Origin of the sequence: Bifidobacterium cuniculi, assembly GCF_000741575.1 — a bacterium.
Lineage (GTDB): Bacteria > Actinomycetota > Actinomycetes > Actinomycetales > Bifidobacteriaceae > Bifidobacterium > Bifidobacterium cuniculi.
Genome location: NZ_JGYV01000001.1, coordinates 689,034 through 706,499 on the forward strand (window position 1 = coordinate 689,034; position 17,466 = coordinate 706,499).

14 protein-coding genes are annotated in these 17,466 nt (G+C 68.0%); 1 reads left to right on the top strand and 13 read right to left on the bottom strand.

All coding sequences use genetic code 11. The features are described from left to right. Nucleotides 1-33 precede the first annotated feature (33 nt). From BCUN_RS03155 to BCUN_RS03180, 6 genes are all read right to left on the bottom strand, one after another. A complete protein-coding gene (locus BCUN_RS03155; protein WP_033516688.1) occupies nt 34-306 on the bottom strand; it encodes an ACT domain-containing protein in 273 nt (90 codons plus the stop codon). 114 nt (nt 307-420) lie between these two features. Beyond that, on the bottom strand, nt 421-1,473 hold the full coding sequence (locus BCUN_RS03160) for a class C sortase (RefSeq protein ID WP_238552296.1): 1,053 nt from the start codon (nt 1,471-1,473) through the stop codon (nt 421-423). A gap of 277 nt (nt 1,474-1,750) precedes the next feature. Then, on the bottom strand, nt 1,751-2,989 hold the full coding sequence (gene galK / locus BCUN_RS03165) for a galactokinase (RefSeq protein ID WP_033516689.1): 1,239 nt from the start codon (nt 2,987-2,989) through the stop codon (nt 1,751-1,753). 109 nt (nt 2,990-3,098) lie between these two features. Then, a complete protein-coding gene (gene galT, locus BCUN_RS03170; protein ID WP_033516690.1) occupies nt 3,099-4,343 on the bottom strand; it encodes a galactose-1-phosphate uridylyltransferase in 1,245 nt (414 codons plus the stop codon). Between the two features lie 7 nt (nt 4,344-4,350). After that, complete coding sequence (locus tag BCUN_RS03175) at nt 4,351-5,157, bottom strand: DeoR/GlpR family DNA-binding transcription regulator (protein ID WP_033516691.1); 807 nt, start codon at nt 5,155-5,157, stop codon at nt 4,351-4,353. 223 nt (nt 5,158-5,380) lie between these two features. Continuing rightward, on the bottom strand, nt 5,381-6,331 hold the full coding sequence (locus tag BCUN_RS03180; protein WP_033516693.1) for a polyprenol monophosphomannose synthase: 951 nt from the start codon (nt 6,329-6,331) through the stop codon (nt 5,381-5,383). Between the two features lie 126 nt (nt 6,332-6,457). On the opposite strand from BCUN_RS03180, the gene BCUN_RS03185 reads away from it, so the two are divergent. Then, nucleotides 6,458-7,609: a quinone-dependent dihydroorotate dehydrogenase gene (locus tag BCUN_RS03185; protein ID WP_033516698.1), complete on the top strand. Its 1,152-nt coding sequence runs from the start codon at nt 6,458-6,460 to the stop codon at nt 7,607-7,609. Between the two features lie 76 nt (nt 7,610-7,685). On the opposite strand, the gene BCUN_RS03190 is transcribed toward BCUN_RS03185, so the two are convergent. The 7 genes from BCUN_RS03190 to nth form a co-directional block, all read right to left on the bottom strand. After that, complete coding sequence (locus tag BCUN_RS03190) at nt 7,686-8,789, bottom strand: NADH:flavin oxidoreductase/NADH oxidase (protein WP_033518834.1); 1,104 nt, start codon at nt 8,787-8,789, stop codon at nt 7,686-7,688. A gap of 294 nt (nt 8,790-9,083) precedes the next feature. After that, nucleotides 9,084-10,997 carry a hypothetical protein gene (locus BCUN_RS03195; RefSeq protein ID WP_051920592.1) on the bottom strand — a complete coding sequence of 638 codons (1,914 nt, stop codon included), beginning with the start codon at nt 10,995-10,997 and terminating at the stop codon, nt 9,084-9,086. Nucleotides 10,998-11,013: 16 nt separating this feature from the next. After that, on the bottom strand, nt 11,014-11,397 hold the full coding sequence (locus tag BCUN_RS03200; RefSeq protein ID WP_033518651.1) for a chorismate mutase: 384 nt from the start codon (nt 11,395-11,397) through the stop codon (nt 11,014-11,016). 37 nt (nt 11,398-11,434) lie between these two features. Further along, the gene (locus BCUN_RS03205; RefSeq protein WP_033518653.1) at nt 11,435-11,896 is read right to left on the bottom strand and encodes an Lrp/AsnC family transcriptional regulator; all 462 of its coding nucleotides are present in this window, start codon (nt 11,894-11,896) and stop codon (nt 11,435-11,437) included. Nucleotides 11,897-12,251: 355 nt separating this feature from the next. Continuing rightward, entirely contained in the window at nt 12,252-14,999 is a 2,748-nt protein-coding gene (gene valS, locus BCUN_RS03210) for a valine--tRNA ligase (protein WP_033517876.1), read from the bottom strand. 77 nt (nt 15,000-15,076) lie between these two features. Further along, complete coding sequence (locus BCUN_RS03215) at nt 15,077-16,600, bottom strand: ABC transporter substrate-binding protein (protein ID WP_033517874.1); 1,524 nt, start codon at nt 16,598-16,600, stop codon at nt 15,077-15,079. A 91-nt stretch (nt 16,601-16,691) separates the two neighbouring features. Further along, nucleotides 16,692-17,432 carry an endonuclease III gene (gene nth, locus BCUN_RS03220; protein WP_033517872.1) on the bottom strand — a complete coding sequence of 247 codons (741 nt, stop codon included), beginning with the start codon at nt 17,430-17,432 and terminating at the stop codon, nt 16,692-16,694. Nucleotides 17,433-17,466: the final 34 nt, after the last annotated feature.

The window sequence follows — 17,466 nt, forward strand, 5'->3', positions numbered from 1 at the left end:
GGTTCCTTCCGGATTGCAGGGGTGGATGCGCGCTCAGACGCGGTGCATGCTGGTGAAGATCTCCTCGCGCTGGCAGCGGATGCGCACGCCGATCTGCCCGCCCAGCTCCTCGAGGTCGCCGACGACCGTCTCGAAGGCGACGTCCGTGTTCGCGCAGTCGACGATCATCATCATGTTGAAGAAGCCGTCGATGATGGTCTGCGAGATGTCCAGCACGTTCACGTGGTGTTCCGAGAGGTACGTGCACACGCGCGCGATGATGCCGACGGTGTCCTGGCCGACGACGGTGATGATTGCCTTGTCCATGTCTCTCCCTTGGTACTGCGCGGCGGCGTACCCGCCTGCGACGGTCAGCTCGCACAAGTATATGGAACAGCCGCGCCAAAGGCGCGGCTGATTCCGTTGTTCGAACGTCGCCCGTCAGCGACGGTGGGCGTGGTGGCTGATGACGACCTTGCGGCGGCGTACCTGCACGAACAGGACGGTGCCGATGGCCAGCAGCGTGACGACGAGGATGGCCACGGTGATGGCGATGTCCTGGCGCAGCGCCTCGTCCTTGAAGTCGACCCGGTCCTGCTCGGTGGCCGGCGTCGGGATGCGGTGGCCGGTCACGATGAGCCGGTGTGAGTTGACACCGTAGGGCGTGCACGTCATGAGGCTCACCAGGTCCCGCCCCTCCTGGATGGCCAGCGGGTCGGTGTTGTCGGGCAGCACCACGTTAATGTCGTCTACCTGGTAGGTGAGCACGTCGTCGTAGACGGTGACCGTGAAGGTGTCGCCCTTCTCCAGGGTGTCGAGTCCGGTGAACAGCATGGCGCTGGGCAGGCCGGTGTGGCCGGTGATCACCGCGTGCGTCGACTCGCCGCCGACCGGGAAGCTCGAACCGGGCATGTGCCCGGCGGCGATCTGCAGCACAGCCTCGCTGGTGCCGTGGTAGATCGGCAAGCGCGTCTTGATCTTCGGGATGGTGATGTAGCCCATGATGCCCACGCCGGCGGGGTCGAGGATGGAGTCGTAGACCTTCATCTCCTCCTCGGTGGGCAGGAAGCGTCCCACGCCCTGTCCCACGAGGCTCTCGTTGTACTCCTTGGCACGCTTGAGCTGCTCGTCGCGCTCCTCCTGCGAGGTGTCCTCGACGGCCTCCACGTAGGAGGCGACGGCCTTGGAGGACACGTGGCGGTTCCACGCGTCGGCGATCGTGGGGTACAGGATCAGGCCCACGCCCACCAGCAGCAGCGCGCACATGGCGGCCAGCGCCACCCAGAACTGCCGGTTCTTGCGCTTCTTGAGCGCCGCCTGCTCGGGGCTGGTCTTCTCGACGACGAGGTCGTCGAACTGCGGCGCGTCGGCGTGGCCAGCGCGGCCGTCCCCGGCCGCCAGCACGTCGTCCGACGCTTCCAGACCGTCGGCCCGGACATCGTCATCGTTGAATTCGTCGAGATCTTCCGGTTCGTAGTCGTCGCGTCCGCTCATCGCACCTGCCTTCCCATGTCTGCGCCCGCGGGCGTCTCCACTGCTTACACTCGTGTCTATTCTGTGAGCTTAACGCAGGGGTGAACGGGGATCCAGTCCATCATGCGGACTTTTACCGATCCTTTGCGATCGGCGGCGGTGACCGGAGCGGCCGAGCAGCCGCAGGCCGACCGCGTCGTCGGCGATCGGCCATGCGGCCAGCCGTCGGGGAGGAGACCCCTTTGGGCATGCCGCGTCGGCAGCCGACCGAGGATGGCTGCCGACGCGGCCGGAAGGGTCAGGCGACGCGGTGCGCGCTGTCGCTGGCCGTCGCGCTCAGAGCGCGCGGTGCCGCGAAGCCTCGGCGGGCGAACTCGTCGGCGATGGCCTGTGCGATGCGGCGCGACTCGCCGGCGGCCACGAGCGCGATGATGGAACCGCCGAAGCCGCCGCCGGTCATGCGCGCGCCGAGGGCGCCCTCGCGGCGGGCGACGTCGACTGCCACGTCCAGCTCGGGCACCGTCACTTCGTAGTCGTCGCGCAGCGAGTCGTGCGAGGCGTCGAACAGCGCGCCCGCCTGCGCCATGTCACCGCGGGCGAAGGCGTCGATGAAGGCGTCGACGCGGCCGATCTCGGTGACCACGTGGCGCACGCGGCGGCGCATGGTGTCGTCGTCGAGGCGCGCCAGCGCGTCGGCGAGCGCCTGCGCCGGGTCGTCGCTGGCGGCGACGGCGTCGGCCAGGATGCGCAGGTTGTCGATGCCGAGCCGTGCGGCGGCCGTTTCGCAGGAGGCGCGGCGGGCGGCGTACTGGCCGTCGTTGAGCTGGTGGGGGGCGCGCGTGTCGAGGACGAGCAGCTCCAGACCGTGCGCTTCAAGGTCAAAGGGCACCTGGGTGACGCTTTCCGCGGCGGACAGGCCGGGCGTGCAGTCGAGGCGGATGGCGTGGCCTGCGGTGCAGCGCATGGAGGCGTTCTGGTCGAGGCCGCCGGTGGAGGCACCGGCCATGTCGTTCTCCGCGGCGATGGCGGCGTCGATGAGCGTGAGCCGTCCCTGGTCGCTGCCGCCGAAGCCGAGGCCGTTGACGTCGTCGAGGGCGAGCGCGGTGGAGCAGGTCATGGCGGCCGACGAGCTCAGGCCGGAGCCGAGCGGCACGCAGGAGACGAAGGCGGCGTCGAAGCCGGTCACCTGCCCGAAGCCGGCTTCGCGCAGTGCCCAGGCGACGCCGACGGGGTAGGCGGCCCAGCCGTCCACTCCCCCGGCCTCCAGTCCGGCCAGGTCGGCGTGGGCCGACTGGTCGGGTGCGACGTCGGAGACGACGGTGACGGCGCTGCCGCCGTGCGGCTTGAGGGCGATGTAGGTGCGGTGCGGCAGCGCGATGGGCAGGCACAGGCCGCCGTTGTAGTCGGTGTGTTCGCCGATGAGGTTGACGCGGCCGGGAGCCGCCCATACGCCTGCGGCGTCGTCGCCGAGTAACGCGCGTGCGCGTGCCGCCCCCTCGGCGTCGTCAAGTGGTTCGATGAAGTCGATGTTGGTCATGTCGGTTCTTTCCCTTCCGAGAAATCTCTCGTTTTTCGTGACTTTTCTAGGGTGGGCCGCCTGAGCGCCCCACCCTAGAAAAGTCACGAAAAACGAGAGATTTCTCTGGTTACAGGCGCACGGGGCCCAGTTCCTTGAAACGCTGCGCGATGAGTTCGGGGGTGGTGTCGGAGACCCAGGCGGCCATGCCGGACTCCGAGCCTGCCAGGTACTTCACCTTGTTCGCGGCGCGGCGGAAGGAGAAGAACTGCAGGTTGAGGCGGTAGTGGTCGCGGCGCGAGTCGCGCACGGGGGCCTGGTGCCAGGCGGCGATGTAGGGCAGGTCCATGCCCTTGCCGTCGCCGCGGTCGAAGAACGTGTTGCCACGCTTGAGCAGCGTGGAGTACATCTGTGCGAGGTCCCAGCGCTCGGCGTCGTCGAGTTCGTCGAGGGTGAGCACGTCGCGCTTGGGGGCCACGTGCACCTCGAGGGGCCAGCGGGCGGCGGCGGGCACGTAGCCGACCCAGCTGCCGTTCTCCATGACCACGCGCTCCTCGGCGGCGACTTCGGCGTCCATGATGTCGCGCAGCAGGTTGCCGCCGGTCTCCTGGAAGTAGGCTTCGGTGTGGCGCAGCTCGGTCTCCAGGCGCGGGGCGATGTACGGGTAGGCGTACACCTGGCCGTGCGGGTGGGCCAGGGAGACGCCGATCTCCTGGCCGTGGTTCTCGAAGGGATAGACCTGTTCGATGCCGTCGATGGCGGACAGTTCGGCGGTGCGGAAGGCCCAGGCCTCCACCACGGTGCGCAGGCGCTCCACGGGCAGGTCGGCGGGCAGGCCGTGCTCGTCGGGGTCGAAGCAGATGACCTCGCAGCGGCCGGCCGCCGGCTTCTCGAGCCACAGCGGATTGCCGTCCACATGCGCGACGGCGTCACGGTCACGCCCCGGCACCTGCACCATGCTCGGGAAGCGGTTCTCGAAGACCACCACGTCGTAGTCGACGTCCGGCACCTCGCCGTCCTGGTAGGGGTCGCCTGGCTTGCGCGCGGCCAGCGGGTTGCCGGTGGCGGTGGCACCGGGGCCGATGTTGATCGGTCGGTTCATGCGCGCCGTGGCCATGGGCACCCAGTCGCCGGTGAGCGGGTCGCGGCGCATCAGCGGCGCCGCGTATGGTACTTCGTTGCCCTCGGGGTCCAGCTGGTTCGCGAAGCGGTCGGCCAGCTGCCGCGGGTCCCTCAGCTCGCGCACCTTGCGGCCGGCCACGTAGTCGGGTTCGTCGTCCAGGTAGAAGAACTCACGGCCGTCCGACAGCGTCGTCGGGGTGATGCGGATATGCTCCCTCGCATACTCGCCCGGCTCGTAGTTGGTGAATTCCATGGTGAGGTCATTCCTCGCTTTCTTCTTCGGGTTCGGGGCTGTGTGCCAGGACCAGGTCCTTGACCAGGTCACGCGTCTTGGTGACCGAGTCGGAATCCAGCCCGTCGTCGGTGATCACCGTGTCCACCTGGTCGAAGCGCGCGAACAGCGACAGCGACGTGCTGCTCCACTTCGTGTGGTCGGTGAGGATGATGGTGCGGTCGGCGATGTCCATCATCGCCATGTCCGTGGCCGCCTCGAGCGAGTTGGGCATGAGGAAGCCGCGCGGGATGGACACGGAGTGGGTGCCCAGGAACACGGTGTTGACGCGCAGGGAGGCGATGACCTTGTCCGCGATGGGACCGACCAGCGAGTTGGAGCGGGTGATCACTCCGCCGGTGACGATCACTTCGACGTCCTTGGACTCCAGCGCCTGCACGAGTTCGGCGACGGGGATGGAGTTGGTCAGGATGGTGATGCCGTTGGCCTGCTGCGACTCGAGCAGGTGCTGTGCGAACACGTAGGCGGTGGTGCCGCCGCCGATGGCGATGACGTCGCCCGGGGAGACCAGGCCGATGGCTTCGCGGGCGATGGCGTCCTTGAGGCCGATGTCGAGCTGTGACTTGACGGAGAAGAGCGGCTCGCTGAGCAGCGTGCTCGTGGAGACCGCCCCGCCGTGCACGCGGCGCAACAGCCCCTTGTCGGCGAGTTCGGAGATGTCGCGCCGGATGGTCATGGCGGAGACGCCCAGCTCCTTGGACAGTGCGGTGATGCGCACCGCTCCGCGGGTGCGCAACCTGCTCAGGATGAGATGTTGACGCTGTGACGAAATCATGTGAACATATTCGCACATTTTCTAGCACAACGCAACTCAGCGTGTTCGATTGTGTGAAGATGCGGGAAGGCGCGTGGGTGTGGGGTTGGCTGCGATTCCAGGCGCATGCGGACACGTATCGGGATGCAGGACTCGATGCGTGCGCCCTCAGAAGGCCCCATGCGTGCTTGCACATGCGATGCGAACAGGCTTTCGCATCCTGCCGCTCGCCCGCAACCGCGCCTCACCTCGGCACGTCGCGCGCGTCCTCGGCGAAGTCCTCGTCGGGCAGGTCACGCACCTGGCGCTCCGCGCACTCGCGGTCGCGTGCGCGCTCGCGCGGGTCGCGCAGCCGCTTCGTCATGCGGGCCACGCCCCACTGCGTCACCTTGCGCATCGCCTCCTGCACGATTGAGCCATCCATCTTCGAACTGCCCAGCGCACGTTCCGGGAAGACAATCGGCACCTCCACCACCGTGCCGCCGGCGGCCACCACGCGGCGGGTCATGTCGATCTGGAACACGTAGCCGTTGTCGTCGATGCTGCCCAGGTCGAGGCGGCGCAGAATCGGCGCACGGTAGGCGCGGAAACCGGAGGTCATGTCGCGCACCTTGAGGCCCAGCATGAGGCGCGCGTAGGAGGAGCCGGCGCGCGAGATCGCGTCGCGGTACCACGGCCAGTCGCGCGTCGTGCCGCCGGGCACGCGCCGCGAGCCGAGCACCAGATCGACGTCGCCGTCCTCGCGGATGCGCGCCAGGATGCGCCGCAGGTCCTCGGGCCGGTGCGAGCCGTCCATGTCCATCTCGCAGATGATGTCATAGCCGCGCTCCAGCGCCCAGGCGAAACCCTCGAGATACGCGGAACCCAGCCCCTGCTTGCCGGCGCGGTGGAGCACGAAGAGCCGCGAGCCGGCCGTCACGCGGTTGACGCGGTTCGCCACGGCCAGGTCGGCGGTGCTGATCCCCGCATTGCCCTGCAGGCTGTGCTCGGTGATCGCGTTGTGCGTGCCGGCCACCGCGGACTTGCGCGTGGCCCGGGAGATGACGTCGGCGAGCCGGCCGGTGCCGTCGGGCGAGTTGTCGTCCACGATGAGCACGTCGACGTCCGGATTGCGCTCGAACAGCGCCGTCAGCGTCGGCTCCAGGTTGTCGAGCTCGTTGTAGGTCGGCATGACCACGCACACCCGTTCCGCCATCCCGATCACCTCCCGAAACGCCTTGTTCCTTGTCGCGCACGATAATACCGCACCCGGCGCGCACCGCCAAGGCAAACGGGCGCGGAACACGTGCATTTACGCCCATGGCATGGCACAATGGAGTCCATGACGTATGTTTCCGAGAACAGCCTGCACGACGCAGTGAACAAAGCCACCACCGACCTCTTCTCCTTCGCCTACAAGCACGTGGTCAAGCCGCACTTCGTGTTCAGCAAGACCCCCGACGTCGCCCACGACGACATGATTCGCTTCTGCCAGGCCACCGGCAAGATCCCGCCGCTCATGTGGCTGCTGCGCACCATGCTCGACTACACCGACCCCATCCTCGAGACGACCGTGATGGGCGTCGACTTCACCAACCCCTTCGGCCTGTCCGCCGGCCTCGACAAGGCCTGCGACATGCCCGTGCTCATGGACAACTCCGGCTTCGGCTTCGAGACGGTCGGCTCGACCACGTCCCGTCCCTGTGCCGGCAACCCGCGCCCCTGGTTCCATCGCCTGCCCGAATACGACTCGATGATGGTGCACGTGGGCCTGGCCAACCCCGGCTCCGACGAGGTGATCGACCGCGCCGAGGCCGCCTGGAAGCGCGCGAAGAGCATGCAGATGTCCGTGTCGATCGCCCGCACCAACGACGACCAGGTCGGCGACCTGGCGGAGGGCATCGACGACTACTGCCTGTCCATGCAGCGCGTGGCCGGCCGCAGCGCCATGGTGGAGGTCAACATCTCCTGCCCGAATACCACCGTCGGCGAACCCTTCAACGAGGACCCGAAGGCCCTCGACCGCCTCTTCACCGCCCTCGACCGGATCGAGCGCCCGCAGCCGACGCTGGTGAAGATGCCGCTGAACAAGACCTGGGAGGAGTTCCGCGACCTGCTCGACGTGCTCGCCGACCATAACGTGCAGGGCGTGACCATCGCGAACCTGCAGAAGGACCGCACCGGCTTGCAGGTGCCCCGCGAGTGGGCCGGCGGACTGTCCGGCGGGCCCTGCACCGTCGAGAGCACCGAACTGATCCGCCGCGTCTACCGCGACTACGGCGAGCGTTTCGCAATCGCCGGCGTCGGCGGCGTCTTCACCCCCGAACAGGCCTACGCGAAGATCCGCGCCGGCTCCTCGCTGGTGATGTTCATCACCGCGCTGATGTACCGCGGCCCGCAGACGATCACTGTCCTCAAGCGGGGCCTGGCCGAGCTGCTGCGCCAGGACGGCTTCGCCAGCGTAGCCGAGGCCGTCGGCGTGGACGCTGCGTGAAGCGGCTCCCCATAAGATTTTGTTCAAAAAAACGAACAATTTCTTATGGGGCCATGGATGCGAGCCACTCGCGCATCTACTGTTCCCGCGGCCACGCACCGCGTTCGTACTGCGGCGGGTACGGGATCTCGTCCCGGGACAGACCCAGCTTGTGGGCGGCCTTGAGGGGCCAGTACGGTTCGCGCAGGGCGGCGCGGCCGATCTCGACCACGTCGGCCTGGCCGTGGGTGACGACCTTGTTGGCCTGCCTGGGCTTGGTGATCAGGCCGACCGCGCTGGTGGGGATGCCGGCCTCGTTGCGGATGCGGTCGGCGAAGGGCACCTGGTAGCCGGGGCGCACGGGCACCGTCACCTTGGGCACGATGCCGCCGGTGGAGACGTCCACCAGGTCGACGCCGTGCTCCTTGAGCACGCGGGCCAGGTCGATGCTGGCCTCGATGTCCCAGCCTCCCTCGGCCCAGTCGGTGGCGGAGATGCGCACGAAGAGGGGCATGTCGTCACGGATCACGCCGCGCACCTTGTCGACAGTCTCCACGAGCATGCGCATGCGCCGTTCGGGCGAACCGCCGTACTCGTCCTCGCGGGTGTTGACCAGCGGGTCCAGGAACTCGCTGAGCAGGTAGCCGTGGGCGGCGTGGATCTCGATCGCCTCGAAGCCGGCGGTCATGGCGCGCCAGGCGGCGTCGCGGAAACGGTCCTCGATGGCGTGGATCTCCTCCATGGAGAGCATGTGCGGACGGCGCAGGTCGCCGTAGGAACGGTCGACGGGCCCCACAGTGTGCCAGCCGCCCTCGTCCAGCGGGATGCTTTCGCCGGGCCGGCCGAAGGCGAAGCAGCCGGTGGACCCCTTGCGGCCCGCATGGTTGAGCTGGATGGCCGGCACGGCGCCGGCGGCCTTCATGGCGTCCACGATCCAGCGGTAGGAGTCGATCTGCGCGTCCTCCCACAGGCCCAGGTCGCATGGCGAGATCCGCCCTTCGGGAGTGACGGCGGTGGATTCGACGATGATCAGCCCGAACCCGCCCAGGGCACGCGAGACATAGTGCTGGTAGTGGAAGTCGGTGGGACGTCCGTCGAGCTTGAAAACGGAGTAGGTGTCCATGGGCGGCAACCACACGCGGTTGCGCGCACTGACGGAACGGAGGGTGACGGGAGTGAACAGCTTGTTTTTCTTGGCCATACCCTGTCAGCGTAGCACAGAAGCACTGAGAGCGCCCTTCCTCTGGGAAACCTCTCGTTTTTCCGTGGCTTTTCTCGGGGATCCGGAAAATTAAAGCGGGCACCCGGACGAGGGCGATTCCCAACTTAAAGCGGGCACCGGGTCGAAGAACTGAAAAGTTCTTCGACCCGGTGCCCGCTTTAAGTTGGGATCCGCCCTCGTCCGGGTGCCCGCTTTAATTTCGGAAAGCATCCGTACCCGGTGCCCGCTTTAATTCTCCGGATCCCCGGGAACAGCCACGGACAACGAGAGATTCTAAGAGACCACCATCACGAACCTCGTGGTCAGCACCTTCGCCTCTCCGGCGGGCATGCCGGTGACCCGGCTGCCCCAGTCGGTGTGCTCGAGGGTGTCGGCCAGGGCGCGCAGCACCGTGGCATGGGAGGCGATGGCCGTGGTCTCGTCCACCAGCTGCCCGTTGGAGGGGCGGAAGACGGAGTGGTCGCCCACGCCCGCGAAGTCCAGTCTCATGGCGAGCAGGTCGCTCGGAGCCATGGCCGAGGGGGACGTCGCCGACGGGTCGTCGTCGTCCTGCGCGGCATCCGCAGCGGAGCCGCCGGTGAACTTGCCGGCGTACTTGGCCACGTCTGCGGCGGCGTTTCCGTCGGAGCTGTCGTCGACGAGGGAGGACATGTCGTCCTCGCCGCCGGCGGCGTCCTCCCGGTCGCGCAACGTGGCGACCTGCCGCTGCAGCGCGGTGCGCGCCCGACCGCCCGGGGTGTGCGCCTCGCGCCACGCGGCTGCCTCCTGCATGATGCGCGGGCCATCGCCCGGCGCTGACGCCGCCGTCGCGTCCGAGCCATCCCCGCCGTCGAAGCGGTCGGCGAAACGGCGCAGCACCTGCCTGGCGGCGCTGCCGGCGCCTGTGTGCTCGCGTGCGGCGGCGAGCGTCGCCATGGCCGCGTCGACGCCTTGCTTGTCCTTCTTCAGCGCCGCATTCGTGCCTTCCGCCGCGTTCGTCGCGGCGACGGCGGCGTCACGGTGCGCTGCGGCCGCGGCCACGTCGTTGCCCGCCAGGTCGCTCAGGTGTGCCGTGTACGCGTCCGTGTACGCCATGGAGTAGGGGACCATCGCCGCGGTCAGCTGCGACTGGCCACGCGCATACTGCTCGGAACCCAGGCGCGTCTGCTCGCCCGCGGTCTGCCTGAGCTCCTCCGCCAGTCCCGTCGTGCCCTGCTGGCGGATGCGCGTGATGATCCGGTCGACCTCGTCGGCGGCACCGGCATGCTGGTGGGCGTCGCTCAGCGAGTTGACGGCGGCGGCCAGGTCGGTGACGGCGTGCGCCAGCGGCGTATCGCCCTTGAGCTCGCCGGCGGTGCCCATGAGCGCGGTCATCTGCGTCTTCGAACCGATCGAACCGGACAGGTGCGTGGTGTAGGAGCCGACGTAAGCGGCCATGTAGGCGCGGAAGGCGTGTTCGTGCGCCTGCGTGCGCGTTTTCGTGGTGCTGGCGGCCAGCGAGCGCTCCTGGTCGCGCAGCTTGGTGAGCGTGTCGATGAGCTCGCGGTGCCGCGTCTCCTGCGCGCCGTCCGTGGCGGTGCCCAGGGAGGCGGTGAGCTGGTCGGAGCGGTCGGCCAGTCCACGCAGTCCTGCGGCGTAGGCACCGGGGGAGGCCGCGGCCAGTGCCGCCACCGTCAGCGGCGTCATGTTGAAGTCCGTCGCGGTCGCGTAGACGTGGAAGTCGAGTGCCTGCCCGGGGTCGGCGGTGGCGGCGATGAGCGTGTCGTTGCCTTGCGCGGTGACGCTCACGCCGTCGTCGGCGCTGATGTCCGTGCAGGAGTCGGTGGGGATGGTGAAGGCGGCGAAGGTGCGCAGCTGGCCGGAGTAGCGTGTGTCCGCGGGTTCGACGCGCACGTGCACGCGCACAAGGCCCTTGGCGCCGTCGACCTGCCCGAGGGGTACTGCGGGGCCGTCGACGCTGGTGTCGACGCTGAGCTTCCACGGCGACGCCTTGGCGGCGGAGGCGTGGGTGATGGCGCCGTCGCCGCCCGCCAGGTAGTAGCGGCGCGAGTCGACGGCGTGGAAGACGTCATGGGAGGCGAACTCCTGCGATGACGACAGCTGTGCCGACTGGTCGACGGCGAAGGCGGCGGGTGCGCCGGCGAGGGCCGCCAGGCAGAGTGCGGCTGCACAGCATGCGGCGCATGTGCGCTGGAGGGGGAGAGCCATGGTTTCCTGTCCTGGTTCAGGCGAAGATGTCGAGGATGCCCGGGTCGCCGCCCGCCTCGGCGATGCGCCGGTGGCGCTTCTTGGCCTCGGTGACCACGAACTCGCGGTACATCTCCGCGATGTCCGGGTCGAGCCCGGCGTCCACGGCGAGGCGGTGGAGCCGTTCCATCTGGTAGTCCTCGCGCTTGTAGTCGGCGGGCGCGAAGCCGGCGGCCGCCTTGAGCGCACCCACCTGGGTGGTGTACTTGAAGCGTTCCGCGAGGAGCGCGATGATGGCCATGTCCACGTTGTCGATGGACTGGCGCAGGTCGTCGATGCGCTGGACGATGCGCTGGGTCTGCTCGTCACGCCAATGGTCGGGGGAGTCCACCACCGTCTCGGCGTCGTGCTCGTGAGTCATGGCACCCAGCGTAGTCGACCCGATGTAACGGGAGGCGTCACTGGGCGAAGTAGCGGTGCAGCACGATGGTCGTCTCGGTGCTCACCGGCACCGTCCGGTGGATGGTGTTGAGCAGTTCCTCGAGATGGTGCGAGTCGGGGACGCTCACGGTGAGCATGTAGCTGGGGGAGCCGGAGACGGCGTCGCAGGTGATGATGCCGTGCACGCCGGCGAGGCGTTCGGGGATGTACTGCTCCTGCGCATAGTCGAGCGGGGTGACGGTGACGAAGGCGCGCACCGGGTCGGCGCCCTTGTCGTGGTTGACGATGGCCCGGTAGCCTTCGATGACGCCGTGCCGCTCGAGCTTCTGCACGCGCGACTGCGTGGCGGACACCGAGAGGCTGGCCGCCTGTGCGAGTTGCGCGAGCGTGGCCCGTCCGTCGTGCTCCAGCTCGCTGAGGATGATGTCATCCTTTTCGTCCAAGGCCGGCGGCTGGCCGCCGGAACGATCCGTACCCATATTGTGATGTGTGCCTTCCTGGTGCAGGACACGGGTGGTCCCGTGTATGTGTTAGCCCCAGAATAGAACGAATCCGGTTCGCCGTCGGCGTCTACGCCGACCGCCGAGCCGGTGGGCATGAACTCTCGGCGTGTGGGTTGTGGTGTGCGAGGGCTCGAGGACGGGTGTCAGAGGCGGGTGGGGTCCGAGGACAGGTGTGCGGTGGGGTGCCCCCCCCATACGGAAGCCTAGGGTTCCTATGTGATAGGACCCCTACGAAAAAACGAGAGATTTCTGGCACGGGAGCAACCACAGAGGGGGGCTTGGTTCCATATGGAACCAAGCCCCCCTGCCTGTCCTCGAGCCTGAGCTACACTCAGCGCTTCTTCGCCGGGGGCTCGCCCAGTTCGCTCTCGGTGACCACGATGGTCTCCTCGGCGGCGTCGGAGGTCTCGTCGCCGTCGGACTGCATCTGGTTGATGAGCTCCTGCGCATGCTCCAGGGAGAAGTCGCCGATCACGCGGCCGGCCTCGCGGATGTCGGCGAGGGACTGGCGCAGGGATTCGCGCACGTTGTCGCTCACGGCGAGGCGCACGCGTTCGATCGGGGTCTTCATGGAGACCTTCGCCTTGGACTTGATGCCGCGCAGGGCCGCCAGGGTGGCGCCGGCGTGCGCGAGCACGTCCGGGGACACGTTGAATGCGGCGGTCGCGTAGGGCAGCGGCTTGGGCCATGCGGCGGTGTGCACGGAACCCTCGCCGGCGTGCATCCAGCTCCACACCTCTTCCGTCGCATAGGGCAGGAAGGGGGCGAGCAGGCGGGCGAAGGCGTCGAGGCCCATGCCCAGCGCGGTGCGGGCGGACTTCACGGCCGCCTCGGCCGGGACGTTGCCCTGTGCGTCGGGCGTGCCGTAGGCGCGGTTCTTCACCAGCTCGATGTAGTCGTCGCAGAACTGCCAGAAGTAGTTCTCGATGACCTCGAGCGCCTTGGAATGCTCGTAGCGTTCCAGGAAGTTCGTGGCCTGCTTGACCACGAGCGCCATCTTCGCCATGGCGGCACGGTCGAGCGCCTCGGTCACGTCCTGCGGATCCCAGGTGGCACTGGCCTCGTCGGCCACGTGGTGGTTCTCGTCCTCACGGCCGATCGCCAGCGCGAACTTGGTGGCGTTGAGCAGCTTGATGGCCAGGCGGCGGCCGATCTTCATCTGGCCCTCGTCGTAGGTGGCATCCAGGCCCAGGCGCGCGGAGGCCGCCCAGTAGCGCACGGCGTCCGCGCCGAACTGCTCGATCGGCTTGTTCGGCACGACCACGTTGCCCTTGGACTTGCTCATCTTCTTGTGGTCCGGGTCGAGGATCCAGCCCGACAGCGTGGCATTCGCCCACGGCAGGCAGTGGTTCTCGAGCTGCGCACGGTCCACGGAGCTGAACAGCCAGGTGCGGATGATGTCCTGTCCCTGCGGGCGCAGGTCCATCGGGAAGGTGGATGCGAAGAAGGCCTCCTGGCCCGGTTCGGCCCACTCGGTCACGATCTGCGGGGTCAGCGAGGAAGTGGCCCAGGTGTCCATGATGTCCGGTTCGGCCATGAAGCCGCCGGGCTGGTTGCGCTGTTCCTCCGTGTAGCCGGCGGGGATGTCCGTGGACGGGTCGATCGGCAGCACGTCCTCGCTGGGCAGCAGCGGGTTCGCATAGTCGGGCTCGCCCGCCTCGTTCAGCGGATACCACAGCGGGAAGGGCACGCCGAAGAAGCGCTGGCGGGAGATGAGCCAGTCGCCGTTGAGGCCGTGCACCCAGTTCTCGTAGCGCACGCGCATGAAGTCGGGGTGGAAGTTCAGTTCCTTGCCACGCTCGATGAGCTCGGCGTTGAGCGCCTTGTCCGTGCCGCCGTTCTCCAGGTACCACTGGCGGGAGGTGACGATCTCGAGCGGCTTGTCGCCCTTCTCGTAGAAGTTCGTCATGCGCTTCGTGGGGGTCGGCTCGCCGTCCAGGTCGCCGACCTCGCGCAGTTCCTCCACGATCGCCTTGCGCGCGGAGAAGGTGGTCTTGCCCTCGATCTGTTCGAAGACGCGCTTGCCTTCGGCGTCCTCGATCCAGTCGGGCATCTCCATGACGATGCGGCCGTTGCGCTGGATGATGCTGCGCAACGGCAGGTGCAGGTCACGCCACCACTGCACGTCGGTCTGGTCGCCGAAGGTGCAGCACATGGCGATGCCTGCGCCCTTGTCCATCTCCGCCGCCGGGTGCGCCAGGATCGGTACCTTGACGTGGAAGAGCGGGGAGTACACGAACTGGCCGAAGTAACGCTGGTAGCGTTCGTCGTCCGGGTGCGCGATCAGCGCGCCGCAGGCCGCGAGCAGTTCGGGACGGGTCGTCTCGATGTAGATCGGCGTGCCGTCCTCGAAGCGGAAGGCCACACGGTGGTAGAAGCCGGGGTATTCGCGGCTCTCGAGCTCCGCCTGCGCCACGGCGGTCTGGAAGGTGACGTCCCAGAGTACCGGCGCGTCCTGCTGGTAGGCCTGGCCGCGCTCGAGGTTGCGCAGGAAGGCCTTCTGCGCCACGCGCTGTGCATGCTCGCCGATGGTGTGGTAGGTGCGCGACCAGTCGATCGACAGGCCCAGCTTGCGCCACAGCGCCTCGAACTGCAGTTCGTCCTGCGCGGTGAGCTTCTCGCACAGTTCCACGAAGTTGCGCCGCGAGATCGGCACCTGGTCCTTGGCGTCCATCTTCTTGCCGTCGGTGCCCTCGAAGGGCGGCACGAAGTCGGGGTCGTACTGCATGGAGGTGTCCACGCGCACGCCGTAGTAGTTCTGCACGCGGCGCTCGGTGGGCAGGCCGTTGTCGTCCCAGCCCATCGGGTAGAGCACGTTGAAGCCGTTCATGCGCTTGTAGCGCGCGATGATGTCCGTGTGGGTGTAGGAGAAGACGTGGCCCACGTGCAGATGGCCGGAGACGGTGGGCGGCGGGGTATCGATCGAATAGACGGCACTGCGTTCGCCCGGATTGTGGAAGGTGTAGGTGCCGTCCTCGTCCCAGACGGCGCGCCACTTGTCCTCAAGGCCGTCCACGCCGACACGGTCGGGCAGGGCGGTGAGATGGGCGCTGATGGAGATGTCTGCACTATCAGTCATATGGCAAAGTGTAGGGAGCGTCGGTGACAAGGAGGACCGCGCAAAAGCGGCCCGCCGGCGCCGTCGGGTGCCCCCGGTCAGCGGCTCATCCGGGCCAGTCCGAGCCGCTGGTCCGACAGCTGCGGGGAGACGCCCCACACGCCCTGGCGGGCCGCCACCCACGCCTTGCCCGTGTACAGCCACGCGCTGGCTGCGTCCTCGCTGACCACGCGGTCGAAGTCACGCAGCCGTTCGCGCCACGTCGCGTAGTCGGTCGCCGCCTGCGCCTCGCGCCACGCGTCCTGCGCCTGGCCGTTCTGGTAGTTGAACATCGTCGAACCGTCCACGAACTTCACGTAGTCGTCCGGATTGTCCATGTCGATGAGCGCGCACGTGTAGTCGCCGCGTTCCACGCGTTCATTCAGCTCGGCGGCGTCCACCTGCTCGAGGCTCACCGGTAGCCCCACGGCCGTCAGCTGCGCCATCACGGTGGTGCCCAAAGCGGCGTGTGCGGCGTCCGTCAGCAGCGTGAAGGGCTCGAAATAGCCGGCCGGGAAGTAGCTGCGCATGGCGAGCGCCTGCTCGGGGTCGTAGGGGAAGAGATCGTCGAGGTCGACGTAGCCGGGCTGCAGCTGCGAGATGGGGCCGGACAGCTGCGCCTCGGCCGCAGGTGTGCTCTTGGCGATGCCCTCGGCGTCGATGGCGGTGCGCGCCAGCTTGCGCACCTGTTCGTCGGAGAAGGGGCTGGTGGCGGCGTTGTTGAAGGCGACGAGCGTCTTGGCGGTGCCCATGCCGTGGGCGACGGACAGGACGCTGTCCGCGTCGAGCTGCTGCGCGACGTCGGCGTCGGTCGGCAATGCCATGTCGAGGGCGCCGTCGGTGAGGTCGGCGGCCATCGCCTTCTGGTCCGTGTAGTACTTCAGGTCGATGCGTGCGGCGGCGGGGGCGTCGCCCCAGTAGTGGTCGTTGCGTTCCAGCGTGATGGTGTCGCCGTCGGCACCGGCCATGGTGAAGGGGCCGGAGCCGTGGGATTGTGTGGTCCAGTCGGCGTCGGCGTCGGTGGTTCTGTAGACGATGCCGGCGCGGCCGGTGAGTGCCTCGAGCAGTGACGGGTTCGGTTTGTGCAGGTCGATGGTGAAGGTGGTGTCGTTGTCGTTGGCGACCTTGGCGACGTCGCCGAGCGTGTCCTTGCCGACGTAATCGTCGGTGATGATGGCCTGCAGGGAGGCGACGACGCTGCCGGCGGTCAGCGGCTCGCCGTCGGCGAAGGTGAGGCCGTCGCGCAGGTAGAAGGAGTAGTGCAGTCCGTCGTCGCTCTGCGAGAAGCGGGCCACGAGGTTCGCCTTGATGGCGCTGTTGTTCTCCGTATAGTCGTGCGTGAGCAGCGTCTCGTACACGTTGCCCACGAGCACGCGCTCGACGGCGCGTTCGTCGTTGGTGCGGATGTCCAGGGAGCTGGGCCGGTCGGTCAGGCCGACGGTGTAGGAACCGCCGGACGCGTTGCCGATGCCGGGCAGTCCCTTCGGCTTGACGACCCAGACGACGACCGCCGCGACGATGGCGACGGTGGCGAGTGCGGCCGCGAGGAGGATCCAGGGGGAACGGTGGCGTTGCTTGCTCATGGTGTCCGAGTGTAGTAGGAGCCGTTGGAAATCCCTGGTGTGCGGGCTTCCATACGGGGTGCCAGCCCCCTTTCCGGTTCTTCTCCCGACCCTAACGTTTGCGCCCTCGCCGCCTTGACTGCTTGGCACGCTTCTCGGCGGCCTCGGCGGCGTAGCGCTCCAGGAAGGCGGGGGCGGCGGGGCAGGTGTCCCTGAGGGGGCACTTGGGGCAGTCGGGCTTGCGGGCGGTGCAGACGGCACGGCCGAAGATGATGAGCCGGTGGGACAGGTCGGTCCATTCCGCGGGCGGGAAACAGGCGGTGATCTCCTCGCAGATGCGGTCGGGATCGGGGTGGTCGCGGTCCCAGTCGTCGCGCCAGCGCAGGCGCCCGGTGACGCGGATCACGTGGGTGTCCACGGGGAAGCCGGGGATGCCGAAGGCGTTGCCGAGCACCACGTTCGCGGTCTTGCGGCCCACGCCGGGCAGCGCGGTCAGTTCCTCCATGGTGTGCGGGACGGTGCCGTCGTAGCGGCTCACCAGTCCCTGCGCCAGGGCGATGATGTGCTCGCTCTTGACGTGGTAGAAGCCCAGGGGGCGGATGATCTGCTCGACGTCCTCGAGCACCGCGTCCGCCAGGTCCTGGGCGGTGGGGTAGGTGCCGAAGAGCTCGGGGGTGGTTTCGTTGACGCGCCTGTCGGTGGTCTGCGCGCTGAGCACCGTGGCCACGAGCAGCTGGAAGGGGCTGCTGAAGTCAAGCTGGCACTTGACGGTGGGGATGAACCGGCACAGGGTGCCGTACTCCTCGTGCATCCTGCGCAGACGTGCGCGTTTCGTTTCCCGCCATGCAGCCATGGTCGCCTCCTCGGTCGTGTGCCCATCCAAGGAT